Source organism: Ruegeria conchae (assembly GCF_000192475.1).
In the GTDB taxonomy this organism is placed as follows: Bacteria; Pseudomonadota; Alphaproteobacteria; order Rhodobacterales; family Rhodobacteraceae; genus Ruegeria; species Ruegeria conchae.
Genome location: NZ_AEYW01000007.1, coordinates 178,433 through 192,795, shown reverse-complemented (window position 1 = coordinate 192,795; position 14,363 = coordinate 178,433). Strand labels below are relative to the sequence as shown.

General features: G+C 56.5%; 15 protein-coding genes. 4 read left to right on the top strand and 11 right to left on the bottom strand.

The window, feature by feature from the left end; translation table 11 throughout:
• Positions 1-12 precede the first annotated feature (12 nt).
• Together G7G_RS0109970 and hemP are read right to left on the bottom strand one after the other, a co-directional pair.
• Entirely contained in the window at positions 13-489 is a 477-nt protein-coding gene (locus G7G_RS0109970; RefSeq protein WP_010441018.1) for a hypothetical protein, read from the bottom strand.
• Complete coding sequence (hemP, locus tag G7G_RS23920) at positions 486-653, bottom strand: hemin uptake protein HemP (protein ID WP_010441016.1); 168 nt, start codon at positions 651-653, stop codon at positions 486-488. The genes G7G_RS0109970 and hemP overlap by 4 nt, the downstream gene beginning before the upstream one ends.
• A gap of 221 nt (positions 654-874) precedes the next feature.
• Between hemP and gph the strand changes: the two genes are divergently transcribed.
• Positions 875-1,543 (top strand): phosphoglycolate phosphatase, encoded by a 669-nt coding sequence (gph, locus tag G7G_RS0109960; protein WP_010441013.1) that lies wholly within the window; start codon positions 875-877, stop codon positions 1,541-1,543.
• Positions 1,544-1,762: 219 nt separating this feature from the next.
• On the opposite strand, the gene G7G_RS0109955 is transcribed toward gph, so the two are convergent.
• Together G7G_RS0109955 and G7G_RS0109950 are read right to left on the bottom strand one after the other, a co-directional pair.
• Positions 1,763-2,935, bottom strand: a complete 1,173-nt coding sequence (locus tag G7G_RS0109955; protein WP_010441012.1) for an acetate/propionate family kinase — start codon at positions 2,933-2,935, stop codon at positions 1,763-1,765.
• Between the two features lie 210 nt (positions 2,936-3,145).
• The gene (locus tag G7G_RS0109950) at positions 3,146-4,414 is read right to left on the bottom strand and encodes a cytochrome-c peroxidase (protein ID WP_010441011.1); all 1,269 of its coding nucleotides are present in this window, start codon (positions 4,412-4,414) and stop codon (positions 3,146-3,148) included.
• Between the two features lie 15 nt (positions 4,415-4,429).
• Between G7G_RS0109950 and G7G_RS0109945 the strand changes: the two genes are divergently transcribed.
• Positions 4,430-4,900, top strand: a complete 471-nt coding sequence (locus G7G_RS0109945; RefSeq protein ID WP_010441009.1) for a tetratricopeptide repeat protein — start codon at positions 4,430-4,432, stop codon at positions 4,898-4,900.
• A 30-nt stretch (positions 4,901-4,930) separates the two neighbouring features.
• Here G7G_RS0109945 and G7G_RS0109940 read toward each other — a convergent pair whose 3' ends face one another.
• Genes G7G_RS0109940 through G7G_RS0109915 form a run of 6 tightly spaced genes read right to left on the bottom strand, consistent with a single transcriptional unit; the run spans position 4,931 to position 10,503 of the window.
• Positions 4,931-5,992 carry a TRAP transporter substrate-binding protein gene (locus G7G_RS0109940; protein ID WP_010441007.1) on the bottom strand — a complete coding sequence of 354 codons (1,062 nt, stop codon included), beginning with the start codon at positions 5,990-5,992 and terminating at the stop codon, positions 4,931-4,933.
• A gap of 20 nt (positions 5,993-6,012) precedes the next feature.
• Positions 6,013-7,302, bottom strand: coding sequence for a TRAP transporter large permease (locus G7G_RS0109935; RefSeq protein WP_010441005.1), 1,290 nt, complete (start codon positions 7,300-7,302; stop codon positions 6,013-6,015).
• Positions 7,303-7,890: a TRAP transporter small permease gene (locus G7G_RS0109930; protein ID WP_010441003.1), complete on the bottom strand. Its 588-nt coding sequence runs from the start codon at positions 7,888-7,890 to the stop codon at positions 7,303-7,305.
• A gap of 53 nt (positions 7,891-7,943) precedes the next feature.
• Positions 7,944-8,459 carry a flavin reductase family protein gene (locus tag G7G_RS0109925; RefSeq protein WP_010441001.1) on the bottom strand — a complete coding sequence of 172 codons (516 nt, stop codon included), beginning with the start codon at positions 8,457-8,459 and terminating at the stop codon, positions 7,944-7,946.
• Positions 8,459-9,349 (bottom strand): aldo/keto reductase, encoded by an 891-nt coding sequence (locus G7G_RS0109920; protein WP_010440999.1) that lies wholly within the window; start codon positions 9,347-9,349, stop codon positions 8,459-8,461. The genes G7G_RS0109925 and G7G_RS0109920 overlap by 1 nt, the downstream gene beginning before the upstream one ends.
• Positions 9,349-10,503: an LLM class flavin-dependent oxidoreductase gene (locus G7G_RS0109915; RefSeq protein ID WP_010440997.1), complete on the bottom strand. Its 1,155-nt coding sequence runs from the start codon at positions 10,501-10,503 to the stop codon at positions 9,349-9,351. Before G7G_RS0109915 ends, G7G_RS0109920 begins: the two co-directional genes overlap by 1 nt.
• Before the next feature lie 105 nt (positions 10,504-10,608).
• Between G7G_RS0109915 and G7G_RS0109910 the strand changes: the two genes are divergently transcribed.
• Positions 10,609-11,319, top strand: coding sequence for a GntR family transcriptional regulator (locus tag G7G_RS0109910; protein WP_010440994.1), 711 nt, complete (start codon positions 10,609-10,611; stop codon positions 11,317-11,319).
• Positions 11,320-11,331: 12 nt separating this feature from the next.
• Positions 11,332-12,432, top strand: coding sequence for a Gfo/Idh/MocA family protein (locus G7G_RS0109905; protein WP_010440992.1), 1,101 nt, complete (start codon positions 11,332-11,334; stop codon positions 12,430-12,432).
• 9 nt (positions 12,433-12,441) lie between these two features.
• Here the strand turns inward: G7G_RS0109905 and G7G_RS0109900 are convergent, their stop codons facing one another.
• Complete coding sequence (locus G7G_RS0109900) at positions 12,442-14,298, bottom strand: SLC13 family permease (RefSeq protein ID WP_037321196.1); 1,857 nt, start codon at positions 14,296-14,298, stop codon at positions 12,442-12,444.
• Between the last annotated feature and the right edge of the window lie 65 nt (positions 14,299-14,363).

Below are 14,363 nucleotides of genomic sequence, written 5' to 3'. Positions count from 1 at the left end.
TGCTACCACCGATCAGTGGAGCACCGCATTTGGGGGTTGGTGCCCTGTCGTCGGCAAAGGTGCCGCTTTAATCATCCGGCGTAGAGCCAGCCCCAGTTCCTCGGACAATGAGGCCAATGCTGGGGCAAAATCAGGTCGCACAATCAGCGAGGCCATCATCATCGCGTCCTCGCGCGCGCCTTCGGACGCGGCGCCGATCATCTGCGCAAAGCAGTTCTCATCAGCCCCCAGACACGCGCAACCCAAACCATGGCGCACTAGCGGGCGGCGACCGTGATGCGCGCACAGTGAACACAGCCGATCCAACGTCAGCATCGTGGCATGGCCCTGATCTGCGCCCAGCGCGATGTCGAAATCACTAGCAGCGTTGGCGCGGCCTTTGTCACCTTCACCCCAGAGACGCAGATACATGACTGCACCGGCCTCAATGGGGCTCAAGTCTGACAGGCGGCCGACGGCCGCCCCGCCGCGCGAAGAAGGTGCACTCATTTGGTCAGGATCAGTTTTCCTGCGCGGGTGATGCGCAGTGTATAAAGCTGATCGCCCAGCTCGATATGGGCCAGATTGCCACCGTTTGTCAGATCTTCTGCTTTATGAGCCGGCAGCATTGAAACAGCATAACTTTGCGTCGAGGAGGGTGTTTGCATGTTCATCGGGGCATCTCCAGAGCGTCTTTGGCACGTGGCCTGTCGGTTTGTTTCGCTTGATCTGGCTGACCCTGAATAGGGTTGGCTATCTTTTCGTAAAATTAATCTGATAAAAATAGTAAGGTTTGTCAAGCCACAGTTTTGAAGCCAATTATTCGGCTCTCCATTGCGTCGTCACGAATTGCGACCTAGGCACTAATCATCAATAGTTATAGGTGGATTCGCAGATGACGGCAGTCGTTGTATTTGACCTGGACGGCACCTTGGTAGACAGCCTTGCCGACATCGCTACTGCAGCAAATCGAATGCTTGATGATCAAAGGCATCCGGCCTTGCCTAATGACACAATCCGTAGATTCGTCGGAAACGGCCTGCCTAAATTGGTCGAGCGTGTAATGACCCATTGCGGGATAGAGCCGGATCGGCACGCGGAACTGACGCAGCTTACCTTAGCGCACTACAATGCGGGCGCGTGCGACCAGACCGTCGTTTACCCCGGAGTCTTTGAGGCATTGGAAGAACTGCGTGAAATGGGTTGTGCTCTTGGGGTCTGTACCAACAAACCCGAAGCGCCGGCCAGGCATGTATTGAGCGAATTGAAGCTGCAGCCTTATTTCGACACGGTATTTGGCGGCGACACCTTGGATATCCGCAAGCCCGACCCAGCGCATCTGAACGCCAGCTTTGAGGCACTGCAGGCTGCTGGCCCGCCCATCTTTGTCGGTGACAGCGAGGTTGATGCCGAAACAGCCCAGCGTGCAGGGGTACCGTTTTTGCTATTTGAACAAGGCTATCGCAAATCACCTATTTCGGACCTGCCGCACACGCTCAGCTATCAAGACAGCGCCGAGCTGCCTGCACTCGTTCGGCAAATCCTTCAAAACGATACGGTGTGAGCCTAGTCCCAAAAAAGTTGAGGGGCCGGCCAAGGGGGTAGGAAGCCAGCCCCTCATCGGGGGAAATTAGTGAAAGTGGTTGGGCACACTGGCCCGGTAGTTAATCAAAAGTTAACGCATCCATGGGAATCGCGAAATTGGGGGATTCCCGTAGTGTCGAAACATTTTTGTCTGATCCCAGAAAAAATCTTCAAACCGGCGCGCTTCGTAAGGGAAGATTCAACCGATCTGCGCAGCCGCCGCACGCGCTATTACCAATTCCTCATTTGTCGGAATGACCATCAATTTCACGCGCGACAAATCGGTGGAAATAACCCGCCTGTTATCAGCGTTTGCATCATGGTCCAGCTCGATGCCCAACCATCCCATATCGGTGCAGATGCGATCACGGATGTAGGTCGAGTTCTCTCCGATCCCACCGGTAAACACGACCGCGTCCAGCCCACCCAGCACGGCGGCCAATGCACCTAGTTCGCGGCGTATCCGGAAGGTGTAATAGTTGATTGCATTACGCGCACCCGGCGTATTCGACGCCTCGAGTGTGCGCATGTCATTGGTCATACCCGAAAGTCCCAGCAACCCGGATTTGCGATAAAGAAGATCCGATATCTCGTCCGCATTCATGCCCTGTTGATCCATGAGATACAGCACAACCCCCGGATCCAACTGACCGCAGCGCGTGCCCATAGGCAAACCATCCATGGCCGAAAATCCCATGCTCGACCCGACCGAGCGGCCTGCGATCATGGCACACATCGAGGCACCGTTACCAAGATGGGCTACAACCACGCGCCCACCGTGAATTAGTGGGGCGGTGTTGGCCAGATGGTCCGAGATGTAATCATAGCTCAACCCGTGGAAGCCATAACGCCGAACGCCTATGTCGTAATACTCGGTCGGCAATGCGAAGGTGTCATTGACCCAGGGGTGATGGCGGTGAAAAGCCGTATCGAAACAGGCAACCTGCTTGGCATCTGGGAACCTTTCCATCGCCGCGCGTGCGCCGTGCAGATTGTAAGGCTGGTGCAACGGCGCAAAAGGCTCGAGCTTTTCAAGCACCTGCAAACTATCGGGGGTCAGCAATATCGGTCGATCATTGTCCGGCCCGCCATGCACAATGCGGTGCCCAACGGCTGCCACACGTGCAGCCGGGAACTCTCGCTCTAGAAAATCCAGAATGTAATCCAGTGCGCTGGCCTGATCGTGCAGAGCCTCGGACGTGGTATCAACAAGTACCCGGCCATCCGTGGTCTTTGCGCTGATATGTGCCGCTGCACTGCCAATGCTTTCAACCTCACCCGAGCAGATCAGCACCGGATCGTCTCCGGTGGTTGTGAACAACCCAAACTTGAGTGAAGACGAACCCGAATTCAGAGTAATGATATGGTCCATCAGAATCTACCCGATATACGTTCCCGTTGCAGAGTCGCGTCCAAGGCAGCTGCATCCTGTATTGTGAAGCGCCGCGTCAGATCTGCAATATCGCAATTCTGTAACTGATCATTTGGATTGTAGTGGCAATGCATTGAATCTCTCGGCGGTGGATTTGACCGGAGCATTATGAGATTTCAAGCAAATGTCCAATGACATGGCCAAGCTCTTCTAGGGTTCAAAGCCCTCGGGCACACCAAAGAGCGGCGTATCAAGCGTCGTTCCCGTCAGAGCATGAAGAAAGGCAACTAGGTCGGCGATCTGATCATCCGTCAGATTTTGCGGGGTAATATCGATTTTGCGGCGCTGGCGAGCCATCTCTAAGCTGTCTTCCCAGACGATGAAGTCGACACGTTCCAGCCACGGCACTTCGGGAAGGGCAGCCATATCTGAGGTCCATGTCGCAAGACTTTCCGGCGGGTTCAGGTGATGGCGTACAATACCTTCAAGATCGGGAAACGCACCGTTGTGACCATAGGGTGCCGTTTTGGCGACGTTCCGCAGCATTGGCGTGCGGAACCGATAGGCGTCTTCCAGGCGATTGCTTTCACCCACACGGCCCACGTCGCGCGCATAAGGATCCCACTGACGGGTTTTCCCCGGACCAAACGGAGGCAACCCTAATGCATGGAATCTTTGATCCGAAAGCAATGGGCCAGAGTGGCAGGAAGAACAGCCCGCGTCGCCAAAGAACAAGGACATCCCTTCTTTTTGTTGTGGAGTCAGAGCCAAACGATCGCCGGCCAGAAATTGATCAAACGGACTGTCTGTGCTGCGCCATTCCAATGCCATGAACGCGGCCAGCGCGTTGGCGATCTGGGTAATCGTGATGTCTTCGGTCGTGTCGATTTCATCAAACGCACTGACCATGGCTGGGCCATAGAGAGGGTCGGTGCGAACGCGCTTTGCGAGGATCGGCCAACCTTTGTCGATGCGGTCATGCACCGCGCCCGTCACCTGATTTTCGGCGACATTGCCGGCCATCTCGAACTGCGAAGTCAGCGGGAACAGCGCCTGCGCGGCCAATAAGGAATTCAATCCTTCCGGCAGCCACTCCTGTGCAGGTGAATTGAAGCCGTTGCCGTAAACGTCCGAAATACTCAGGCGGCCGTCGTGAAAAACCGTATGGATCTCCTTGGCCCCCAGATTCCACAAACCCGGCGAGTTCCGCGGAATTCGCTTGCGGATCTTGTCCGCCCCGATGCCGGGCGTGCGGTCCGGGCCAAGCCCTTGCCCGCCTTCGCCGATGCCCAGAGACAGCCCATCCGAGGTGCCAAAATCCGGGTGATGGCAATGAGCGCAAGCAATGTTTTGATTACCCGATAGGATCGGATCGTAAAACAGTTGATGACCGATAGCGGCCTGTTCCATATCAAAGGGAATGAAATCAGCATCCGTCAGCGGGCGCGGCAAATCCTGAGCCACCGCGGCCCCGGCCAAGAGGAAAGAAACCCCATGCGTCAGTTTGTATTTGCCCTTTATCTGCTTGCGACTCCGGCGCTGGCCGAGTTGGAACAGGCGCGTGATTTTATGGAAGCCGGGGAGTTTAAGGCCGCGCGCGAAGAACTGTTGCCAGCGGCGCGATCCGGCAATGCCGAAGCCGAAGAGTTGATCGGTGTGATGTACGGGCTGGGTCTTGGGGTAGAGCAAGACTATGAGCGCGCGTTCGAATGGTATCTGCGCGCCTCGATGAAGGGGCATCCGGGGGCACAATCCGGCATCGGCTGGTATTATGAGCTGGGTCTGGGCATGCCTGCGCCTGATCTGGTGCGAGCCTACATGTGGTACACGCTCAGCGCGATCGGCGGCGATCCCGATGCGGCGATCAGCCTTGAGGAAGTGGTCAAGAAGATGTCGCCGGAGCAGATCGAAAGGGCGCATGTTCTGGTCAACGACTACAAAGGGTGGATGTACCCGTTTCGGTGAGGGCCGAGCCCAAAGGCCCGACCCAACAATTTAGTTCAGATCCGCATCACGCGAGGCGTTTACATCCTCCTCAGCCGCTGCAACGGCCTCGGTCAGCGCAGTGAACACTTCGTCCCCGCGTGCCACGTTTGACTGGAACCAGGCATAGACCGGCGTTGCAGCCTCTTTGAACGCGGCTTTCTGCTCGGGTGTAGGTACGTAGAGATCACCTCCGCCAGCAACAAAATCTTCGTACGCTTGGATCGATTTGCGCTTGGGCGAGGCAAAGGTGGCCTGCTGCAGCGCATAAAAACCATCCACGACAACGCGACGCATGTCCTCGGGCATTTCCTGGAATTTGGCGTTGTTCATCCACCACAGCGCACCCATGTAAGCGTGACCATCAAGCGTGACGTATTGCAGACCCGCATCGGGGAATTTCATGCCCATGATGTCGGTGATGCCGTTTTTGGATCCTTCAACCACACCGGTCTGGAAGCTGGTGAACAGTTCCGGCCACGGGATTGGGGTCGGCGAGGCACCAAGAGCCTTAACCAGTTCTTGTGGCAGGTCGGCCACGACTGTGCGAATTTTCAGACCTTCCATATCGGCAGGCTCGGCAACACGACGCTGCGTATTGGCGAAGTTGCGCCAGCCACCGGTGTTGCCAATGGTCATCAAGCGGATCGCGCCACCGGAATCTTCCAGCGCCATGTCGCGCATTTTGCGGGTGAAATCGCCTGACAACACGTGTTCGGCAATGCGGTCATCGGCCATCAGATATGGCAGGTCCAGAACCTGCACGTAAGGAAAGATGCCCGACGCGCCGCCAGAGGTGGAGATGTAGATGTCGATGGTGCCATCCGCCACGCCCTGCAGGCACTCGGCACCGTTCGAGCAAAGCTGCGTTCCGATAAACAGCTCAACCTCAATGGCTCCGTTCGAGGCCGCCTCGACATAGTTTTTGAAAACGACCAGACCGTCATAGTCTTCGTCGTTTTCATTCGAGTTTGCTGTGGCGCGTAGCGTGTAGTCGGCGGCTGTCGCGGCAATCGCGGATGCAGCCACCAACGATGTGGCCACCGCTGCGGTTTTGATAAATCTTCTGAGCATGCGTTTCCTCCCTGTGAAACTCAGTTTGCAAATCCCGTTATCCTCGGGATCGTCATGGATAGTGCGGGGATGTATGTGATCAGGAAGATCACAATGATTTCGACTGCCAGAAACGGCAGGATGGCTTTGGCGATGGTTTCTACCCGCTCCCGCGACACTGCGGCGGCTACGAACAGAACCAGGCCCATTGGCGGTGTGGCCAGACCAACGGTCAGGTTGACGCTCATGATGATGGCGAAATGGATCGGGTCGACACCAAGACTGGTGAAGATCGGACCAAGGATCGGGCCAAGGATGATGATCGCCGGGCCTGCGTCCAGAAACATACCCACGATGAACAAAAGCAGGTTGATCAGGAACAGCAGGATCAGCGGGTTTTCCGATAGGCTGAGGATTAGCGAAGCCAACTGTTCCGGCGCATGGCTGAGGCTGACCACCGTCTTAAACGCCATTGCCGCGCCCACCAACAGCAAGACGACCGCCGAGGTCATACCCGCGTTGCTAAGTATTTCAGGAACTTCCTTCAAGGTAAGTGTGCGCAGAATAAAGAAACCGATGATGAAAGCGTATCCCACAGCCACGGCGGCGGCCTCGGTGGGGGTGAAGATACCGCCGAGAATACCACCTAGAATGATCACTGGTGTCATCAGCGGAAAGAAGGCCTTAAGGCTGGCCTGACGGCGTTCGGGCCAAGTGTATTTACGGCTCGCGACAGGGAAGTCATAACGATCGGCCATGACCTTGATCATAAGCATCAGCCCAACGCCAACCATCACACCGGGCACGATACCTGCTAGGAACAGGGCCGCCACGCTTTCGCCCATGACATAGGCATAGATGATCATGATGCCCGAGGGCGGGATGATCGGCCCGATCACTGAACTGGCCGCCGTGATCGCTGCGGCGAATTTGCGGGTATAGCCCTGCTTCTCCATCGCGGGGATCAGCATCGAACCCAGCGCCGAGGTGTCCGCCACGGCGGACCCGGAAAGGCCCGCAAACAGGATTGAGCTGAGGACGTTCACATGTGCGAGACCGCCCCGCAGGTGGCCCATCAGGGCCTGGCTGAACTCGACCAGGCGAATGGTGATGCCGCCGCGATTCATCAGCTCTCCGGCCAGCATGAAGAACGGAATAGCCATCAGCGGGAAGCTGTCCATGCCGTTATAGACATTGCGATAGAGCAGCGTGATGTCGTTGGTTTGGCCACTCAGCCACAGCAAGATACCGGGTGCAGCCAGTAGCGCGAAAAAGACCGGCAGGCCGATCAGCAGGAAGACAAGGAATGTAGGCAGGAACCAGATCAGCATTTATTCAGCCCCCACCGCAGCTTCGGGAATTTCGGGCAACAGATGTGCTCCGCCTAGCATGGTCACGATGGACCGCAGGATCAGTTCGATATTGACCGAGATCAGAAGGATGATCCCCACCAGCAGCGAGGCCATCATCCAACTGCGCGGGATGCGATACCATTCATCAAACCCCAAAGAGGTAGGCAAATACAACGCCGCAGTGGCGAACCGGCCACCAAAGCCCGTCACCTCGGACCAGCCGATATTGACCGCAACCAGCAGGACGGCCAGCGAGATCAGCAGCAGGAACAGATTGAGCGAAAGGCCAAGCGCACGCGGCAGGAAACGCGCAAGCATGTCGATGGCGACGAACCCTCCACGGCGGAAAGCGGTGGGGGCCATCAGACCCGTCATCCAGAGCATGCAGAACCGCGCAGCCTCATCCGGCCACGGCAGGGCGTTGCCCAGAACGTATCGAAAGAACACTTGGATCAGGATTGCGATTACCATGACTGCAATCGCAACGACACCAACCGCGCGGCCCAATCGCAGCACGGTTTCGTTCACGAATGCAATCGGCGCGAGCGCCGATGCCAGTCCGCCCATGCGGATCCTCCCTTGTTCAGCTGCGGGTTTGCCCCGCAATCGTCATATCGCGCTTAGCTCTGCGCGAATTGGCCGAGTTTTCCGGCAAAGAAAGTCAGCGCGTCTCCATCCGCCATGCTGACCTTCAGAACTTTGCCCACGACGATCACATGATCGCCCGCATCGTGATAAGCGTGCTGCTCGCATTCGAACCGGGCAAGACTGCCCGGCAACAACGGGGTGCCGTTTTCGCAACGGTCATGTTCGATATCACGCAGCGCATGGGCGTCTTTTGAACAGCCAAAGCACAGCTCGGCCTGTTCAGCAGACAGGACATGCACGCTAAAATGGCGTGCCGTGTGAAAATACCGGAACCGGCGCGAATTACGATCGCCCGCCCACATCACCAGTGGTGGGTCCAGCGACAGTGACGAAAAGCTGTTGGCCGTAATGCAGATCGGGCCATCCTCACTGTCGCAGGTCACGACCGTAACACCGGTGGCAAAGCGACCAAAGGCATCGCGCAGGGTGCGCGTGTCGTCTTTATGCGGGACGAATGTATGGTTCATATCGCGCGAGATTGCATTCATCAGGGCACCTCATGTCCCAGCGCCGCCTCATACAGGCGGTACCAGCTTTCACGATCCAGCTTGACCTTCAAAGCATCCGAGACGCGCTTGATGCGGCCCAGATTATTTGTGCCCAGAACCGGCAGGATGTTTGCCGGATGCGCGAGCAGGAAGGCAACGGCCACTGCCGCTCGGTCCACGCCGAATTCTGCGGCGATCTCATCCGCTACAACACCGACCGGAGGGTTCCCGGCCATCAAAAGGCCGCCGCCAAGCGGGGACCACGCCATCAGCGGATGTCCATGCTGCTGATGGAACGCCAGATCACCGTTAGTGAACGGGCCGATTTCTCCAAGCGAGATTTCAATCTGATTGGTGACCAACTGGGTTTTCATTGCCGACTGCAGCAGAGACCAATCCCAAGGGCGGAAGTTTGACACGCCTACAGCCCCGACCTTGCCACTGGCAACCACCTCGTCCAGCACTGCACCGGTTTCATTGTGGTCCATCATTGGATCAGGGCGGTGGATCAATAGCAGGTCGATGTGGTCAATCGCCATTTCCGACAGAGACGTATCCACCGATTTCAGAATATGCGCGCGCGACGTGTCGTAGTATTTGACCTTGGCCTCCGCATAGCGACCCATTGGCGCGACGATGTCACATTTGGTGACGATCTCCATCTTCTGGCGCAGGCTGGGATTGGCGCGCAAGGCGTTGCCCAGAACAGCTTCGGCTGCGTATCCACCGTAGATATCTGCCTGGTCGAAGGTGGTGATCCCTTGATCCAGACAAGCCTGTATCTTGGCCTCGACATGCGCTGTCGAGGTGTCACTGTCATCACCCAAGCGCCACATGCCATAGACAAGGCGGCTCATTTCCAGCGTGTCAGATAGTTTCACACGTTGCATTAGCGACGAACTCCGTTGCCCAGCGGGGTCGCCGGGGTGGTTGCTGGCACGCGTCCGTAGGCTTCGGGAAGCGAGCAGGTTTTCAGGTTGGGCATCACGCGGGCGCCAAAATGCTTGGCCTCGTCCATGTGCGGATAGCCCGAGAAGATGAAGGCGCGGATGCCCAGCTTCTGATACTCTTCAATCTTAGACATAACTTGATCGGTCGAACCGACCAGCGCAGCACCACAGCCCGAACGCGCGCGACCGACGCCGGTCCACAGGCCGGGTTCGACATAGCCAAATTCATCCGCCAGATCACGGTTCTTGGATTGATGCGCCACACCCAACGATGTCGCGTCCAACGCCCTCTCGCGGATCGCGCGACCGTATTCGTCATCCAGTTTCGAAACGATGTAGTCGGCGTATTCCTGTGCCTCAGCCTCGGTATCGCGAACAATCATGTGGACGCGCAGACCGTAATCCAGAGTACGATTGTAATTCTCGGCAACGGCATGAACGGCTTTCATCCTCTCGGCCAACTGATCCTTGGTTTCTGGCCACATCAGATAGACATCGCAATGCTCGCCGCACAGGTCCAAAGCAGACGGGGAGTAGCCGCCAAAATACAGAAGTGGGCCACCAGCCTGGTAAGGCCGGGCCGGGTCCGTAGTCAGGCTCGAAAAATTGTAGACCTCGCCCGCATGGTTAATCTCATCCTGCGTCCAGGCCTGTTTCAGAATCTCAACCACTTCGCGCGAACGCTGATAGCGAAACGCACTGTCGGCTTTTTCGCCCGGGAAATCGGACGAGATGATGTTGACCGTCAACCGCCCCTTGAGCATGTGGTCCAGCGTCGCGATGGTACGGGCCAGCATGATGGGCTGCATCTCACCACAGCGCACGGCGGCCAGTAGGTTGATTTTTTCGGTAATCGGCGCGCACCCTGCGACAAAGCTCAGGGTGTCCTGTCCGACCTGATATGACGATGGGCAAAGGATGTTGCGAAAACCTTGCGCCTCGGCCTCTTTAACGATGCCCGAGCAATGCTCCCAACTGGATCGCAGATCACCATCGGGCACACCCAGAAACTGGTAGTCATCCGAGCAGAGCGCTGCAAACCACGAAACCTCGGCCGCATCCAGGTCGGGGGATGTGATGGGGACGATGGTCATTTGATTCACGCTCCGTACATCTTTGACTTTCCTCTTGCGTAGCAAGCGCATTGATGTAGATCAATAGTATATCAATTTTTCCTGCGACCGAGTGAAGCGCCCTCAATGTCCTCCAACAGCCGCAACCCAAATGCCCTGCCTATCTATGTCCAGATCTCAGAGCTGCTGATCCGTGATATCGCGGCGGGTCGCCTGATTGATGGTGAACGTCTTCCGCCCGAACGAGACATGGCTTCGAACCTGAATGTCTCAGTCGGGACCTTGCGAAAATCCCTCGCCGAGCTTGAGAAAAAAGGCATGTTGGAGCGTATTCAGGGTTCGGGCAACTACATCCGCGAGACTGGAACGCAGAACAGCGTCTATGCGATGTTCCGGCTGGAATTACCCGAAGGCGGCGGGTTGCCGCGCGCTGATATCCTATCGGTTGATCATCTGCAAAAGCCCGCAGACCTGCCGGAATTCGGCCTGTCTGATCACGGTTCGCGGGTGCGCCGGATGCGCTATTTGAATGACACAATCATCGCGGTCGAGGAAATCTGGCTGGACGAATCGGCTGGGACCATCGACCAGAACCTGCTGTCCGACTCACTTTATCGCTATTACCAGCAACAGCTTGGCTTCTGGATTACACGGGCAGAGGATCGCGTTTCCATCGGTTCATTGCCCGACTGGACGCCTGAAGGCTTCACCAAATCTGCCGGACACACGGTCGGTTACATCGAACGGTTCAGCTGGTCTGAGAAAGCCGAACCTGTCGAGTTTTCAAAAACATGGTTCGATCCGGATCGGGCCAAATACGTTCAACGCCTGAAGTAAAAGGAACTGCGCATGACCCGGACCACCAACTACGGGCTGATCGGATGCGGCATGATGGGGCAGGAACACCTGCACAACATTGCTCTGCTTGAGGGCACACGCGTCGCCGCAATCTTCGAACCTGACCCGGAGATGGCGCAAAAGGCGCAGGCGATTGCGCCCGATGCGAAGATAGCATCTTCCATTCAGGACCTTCTGGCGGTCAGTGACCTAGACTGTCTGGTCATCGCCAGCCCCAACCACCTGCATGTCGATCAACTGGCCGAGATTGCGGAAACCCGCCCCCTGCCCCTGTTGATCGAGAAACCGTTATTCACCGACCCCGCCGATCTTGCCCGGCTTGAGGAACTGGATCGCATTTACCCTCACCCGATCTGGGTGGCGATGGAATATCGCTATATGCCCCCTATTGCGGTGCTCATCGATAAAGCAGCGACCGCCAGTGGTGGGATCAAAATGCTCTCGATCCGCGAACACCGTTTCCCGTTTCTTGAAAAGGTCGACAACTGGAACCGGTTCAACCGCAACACCGGCGGTACGTTCGTTGAAAAGTGTTGCCACTTCTTCGATCTCATGCGCCTGATCCTGCAATCAGATCCGGTTCGGGTTTCGGCAAGCGGTGGCCAAGCCGTCAATCACTTGGACGAAGACTATAACGGCGATACTCCGGATATTCTGGACCACGGCTATGTCATTGTCGATTTCGCCTCAGGCGCGCGGGCGATGCTCGAGCTTTGCATGTTCGCCGAGGGGTCGCGGTATCAGGAAGAAATCTCAGCCATTGGACCCGAAGCAAAGATCGAAGCGCTTGTGCCCGGCCCGGGCCGGTTCTGGCCCGAACATCTGGGCGACGCGCCGGTACCACAGCTGATCATCAGCCCCCGCGCACCGAAAGGCCCAATCCAACGTGAGATTCCGGTCGACCCCGAGTTGCTGGCGGCTGGCGACCACAATGGCTCGACCTATTATCAGCACAAAGGTTTTCTGGAGTTGATCCGGGGTGAGCGCGCCAAACCCGAGGTCTCTCTGGGTGATGGGATTTGGGCCGTACGCATCGGTCTTGCGGCGCAACAAGCATCCGAACAGGGCCAAACAATCAACCTGTCCGGATAGTCATCAGGTTTAGAAGATCACGTTTAGCATCAACAGCGAGACGATCAGAAATATGATCGTCATGACGCCGCCGGAACGCACGAAATCCATAACCTTGTACCCTGCGGGCCCCATGATTAGCGCGTTGACCTGATGGGTCGGGATAATGAAACTGTTCGAGGTCGAAATCGCGACGGTTAACGCAAAGACAGCGGGGTTGCCACCGGCGGCAACCGCGATTGAAACCGCAAGGGGCACCAGCAAAACTGTGGCCCCGACATTCGACATCACCAGCGAAAACGCTGTCGCCAGAATGGCTACACCGGCCTGGAGCGCCCAGATTGGCCATCCGTCCAGGATGATCATGATCTGTTGCGCAATCCATGCTGCAGTTCCCGTATTCTGCACCGCTTGCCCCAATGGGATCAGGCAGGCCAAGAGAAAGACCGTGTTCCACCCGACCGCGCGGTAGGCCTCGTCCACGCTCAACACGCGGGTCAGCATCATACCCGCAGCACCCGTCAGCAGGCAAAGCGACAACCGCACATCTGTGAATAGAATTAGCGATAAAGAGATCACGAAAAACAAAAGCGCCCAGCCAACCTTTTGCGGGCGTAATTCGTCTTGCGGGAAATCAGATGTGACCACAACAAAATCCGGGTCACGCTTGATCCGCATCAGGTTATCCCAACGGGTATGGGCAACCAACATGTCACCGGCCTTGAACTTCTCAAGACCGATTTGCGTGGATTCGTGTGTCTCTGTTTCGACATGGCTTAGCGTTTCCTCCCCCCGATGGATGGCGAGCAGAGACATTCCGTAAGTTTTCCGAAACAGCAACTCCCTCGGGCATTTGCCGATCAGCTTGCTCTCGGGCGTCACGACCACCTCTGCGACCCCGGCATTTGTGGGTGCAAACTCTTCGACAAACACATCCAGATCCGGCAGCACGGTCAGCCCGTACTTTTCGGCAAATTCTTCGACAACCCAACGCCGCCCCACAATCGCCAATCGGCATGGCGCGGCAATTTCGGCTGTCAACACCTGAACCATCGAGGTCTTGCCGCGATAAAAGGTCGAGATGATATAGAGGTGATTTTCGAAATTGATATCCGCCAGAATTTGCCCAACCAAAGGGCTGTCGGCCGGTACAACAACCTCAAACACGTCGGCCTTCAGCCCATAAACCCGCTGAAGATATTCCTGCGTCCCGCGCCCGGTACCGGTGCTTTCCGAACCTGAATCACCCGGCAAGACCCATCGCCCCAGCAAAAGGAAATACGCGATACCCGTCAAAATCAGCACCGCACCTATGGGCGTGACCGAGAACAACCCAAAAGGCTCCATACGCTGTGCTTCAGGCAAACCCTCATTCGCAGTTTGAATCAAATCATTCAGAAGGATCAGCGGAGAAGAGCCCACCATGGTCATCGTGCCACCCAATATGGCGCAAAACCCCATCGGCATTAGCAATCGCGACAGCGGGATCCCTGATCGAGATGAGATCCGGCTAACCACAGGAAGGAACAAAGCCGCGGCACCGACATTCTGCATGAATGACGAGATGACACCGACGGTACCTGAAATGATGGGCAAAACCCGTCCTTCCGACTTGCCACCATATTTCAGGATAACCGAGGCGACTTTGTTCATCAGCCCCGTCTTGTCCAGCCCCGCACCAACGATCATTACTGCAATGATCGAAATGACCGCATTCGACGCAAATCCGTCAAACAGATGCGGTACATCTGCCAGATTCTCAAGGCCGGGCGCATAGCTCAGCAGACCGACAATGACCAAAACGAGAATAGCGGAAAGATCGATCCGGACGATTTCAGACACAAACAAGAAAACCGTGAACGCCAAAAGCCCCGACACCACGGCCATCTCATAGGTAAATGCCAATTGCTCCACTGGGGTCACCGGGCTTAAATCGTAAACTTAATTAACAT

Coding starts and splice junctions, on each gene's coding strand:
- G7G_RS0109955 (WP_010441012.1), bottom strand. CDS start 2,935: ATGGACCATATCATTACTCTGAATTCGGGTTCGTCTTCACTCAAGTTT.
- G7G_RS0109900 (WP_037321196.1), bottom strand. CDS start 14,298: ATGGCCGTGGTGTCGGGGCTTTTGGCGTTCACGGTTTTCTTGTTTGTG.
- G7G_RS0109935 (WP_010441005.1), bottom strand. CDS start 7,302: ATGCTGATCTGGTTCCTGCCTACATTCCTTGTCTTCCTGCTGATCGGC.
- G7G_RS0109910 (WP_010440994.1), top strand. CDS start 10,609: ATGTCCTCCAACAGCCGCAACCCAAATGCCCTGCCTATCTATGTCCAG.
- G7G_RS0109920 (WP_010440999.1), bottom strand. CDS start 9,349: ATGCAACGTGTGAAACTATCTGACACGCTGGAAATGAGCCGCCTTGTC.
- G7G_RS0109945 (WP_010441009.1), top strand. CDS start 4,430: ATGCGTCAGTTTGTATTTGCCCTTTATCTGCTTGCGACTCCGGCGCTG.
- G7G_RS0109940 (WP_010441007.1), bottom strand. CDS start 5,992: ATGCTCAGAAGATTTATCAAAACCGCAGCGGTGGCCACATCGTTGGTG.
- hemP (WP_010441016.1), bottom strand. CDS start 653: ATGAACATGCAAACACCCTCCTCGACGCAAAGTTATGCTGTTTCAATG.
- G7G_RS0109970 (WP_010441018.1), bottom strand. CDS start 489: ATGAGTGCACCTTCTTCGCGCGGCGGGGCGGCCGTCGGCCGCCTGTCA.
- G7G_RS0109925 (WP_010441001.1), bottom strand. CDS start 8,459: ATGAATGCAATCTCGCGCGATATGAACCATACATTCGTCCCGCATAAA.
- G7G_RS0109905 (WP_010440992.1), top strand. CDS start 11,332: ATGACCCGGACCACCAACTACGGGCTGATCGGATGCGGCATGATGGGG.
- gph (WP_010441013.1), top strand. CDS start 875: ATGACGGCAGTCGTTGTATTTGACCTGGACGGCACCTTGGTAGACAGC.
- G7G_RS0109915 (WP_010440997.1), bottom strand. CDS start 10,503: ATGACCATCGTCCCCATCACATCCCCCGACCTGGATGCGGCCGAGGTT.
- G7G_RS0109930 (WP_010441003.1), bottom strand. CDS start 7,890: ATGGGCGGACTGGCATCGGCGCTCGCGCCGATTGCATTCGTGAACGAA.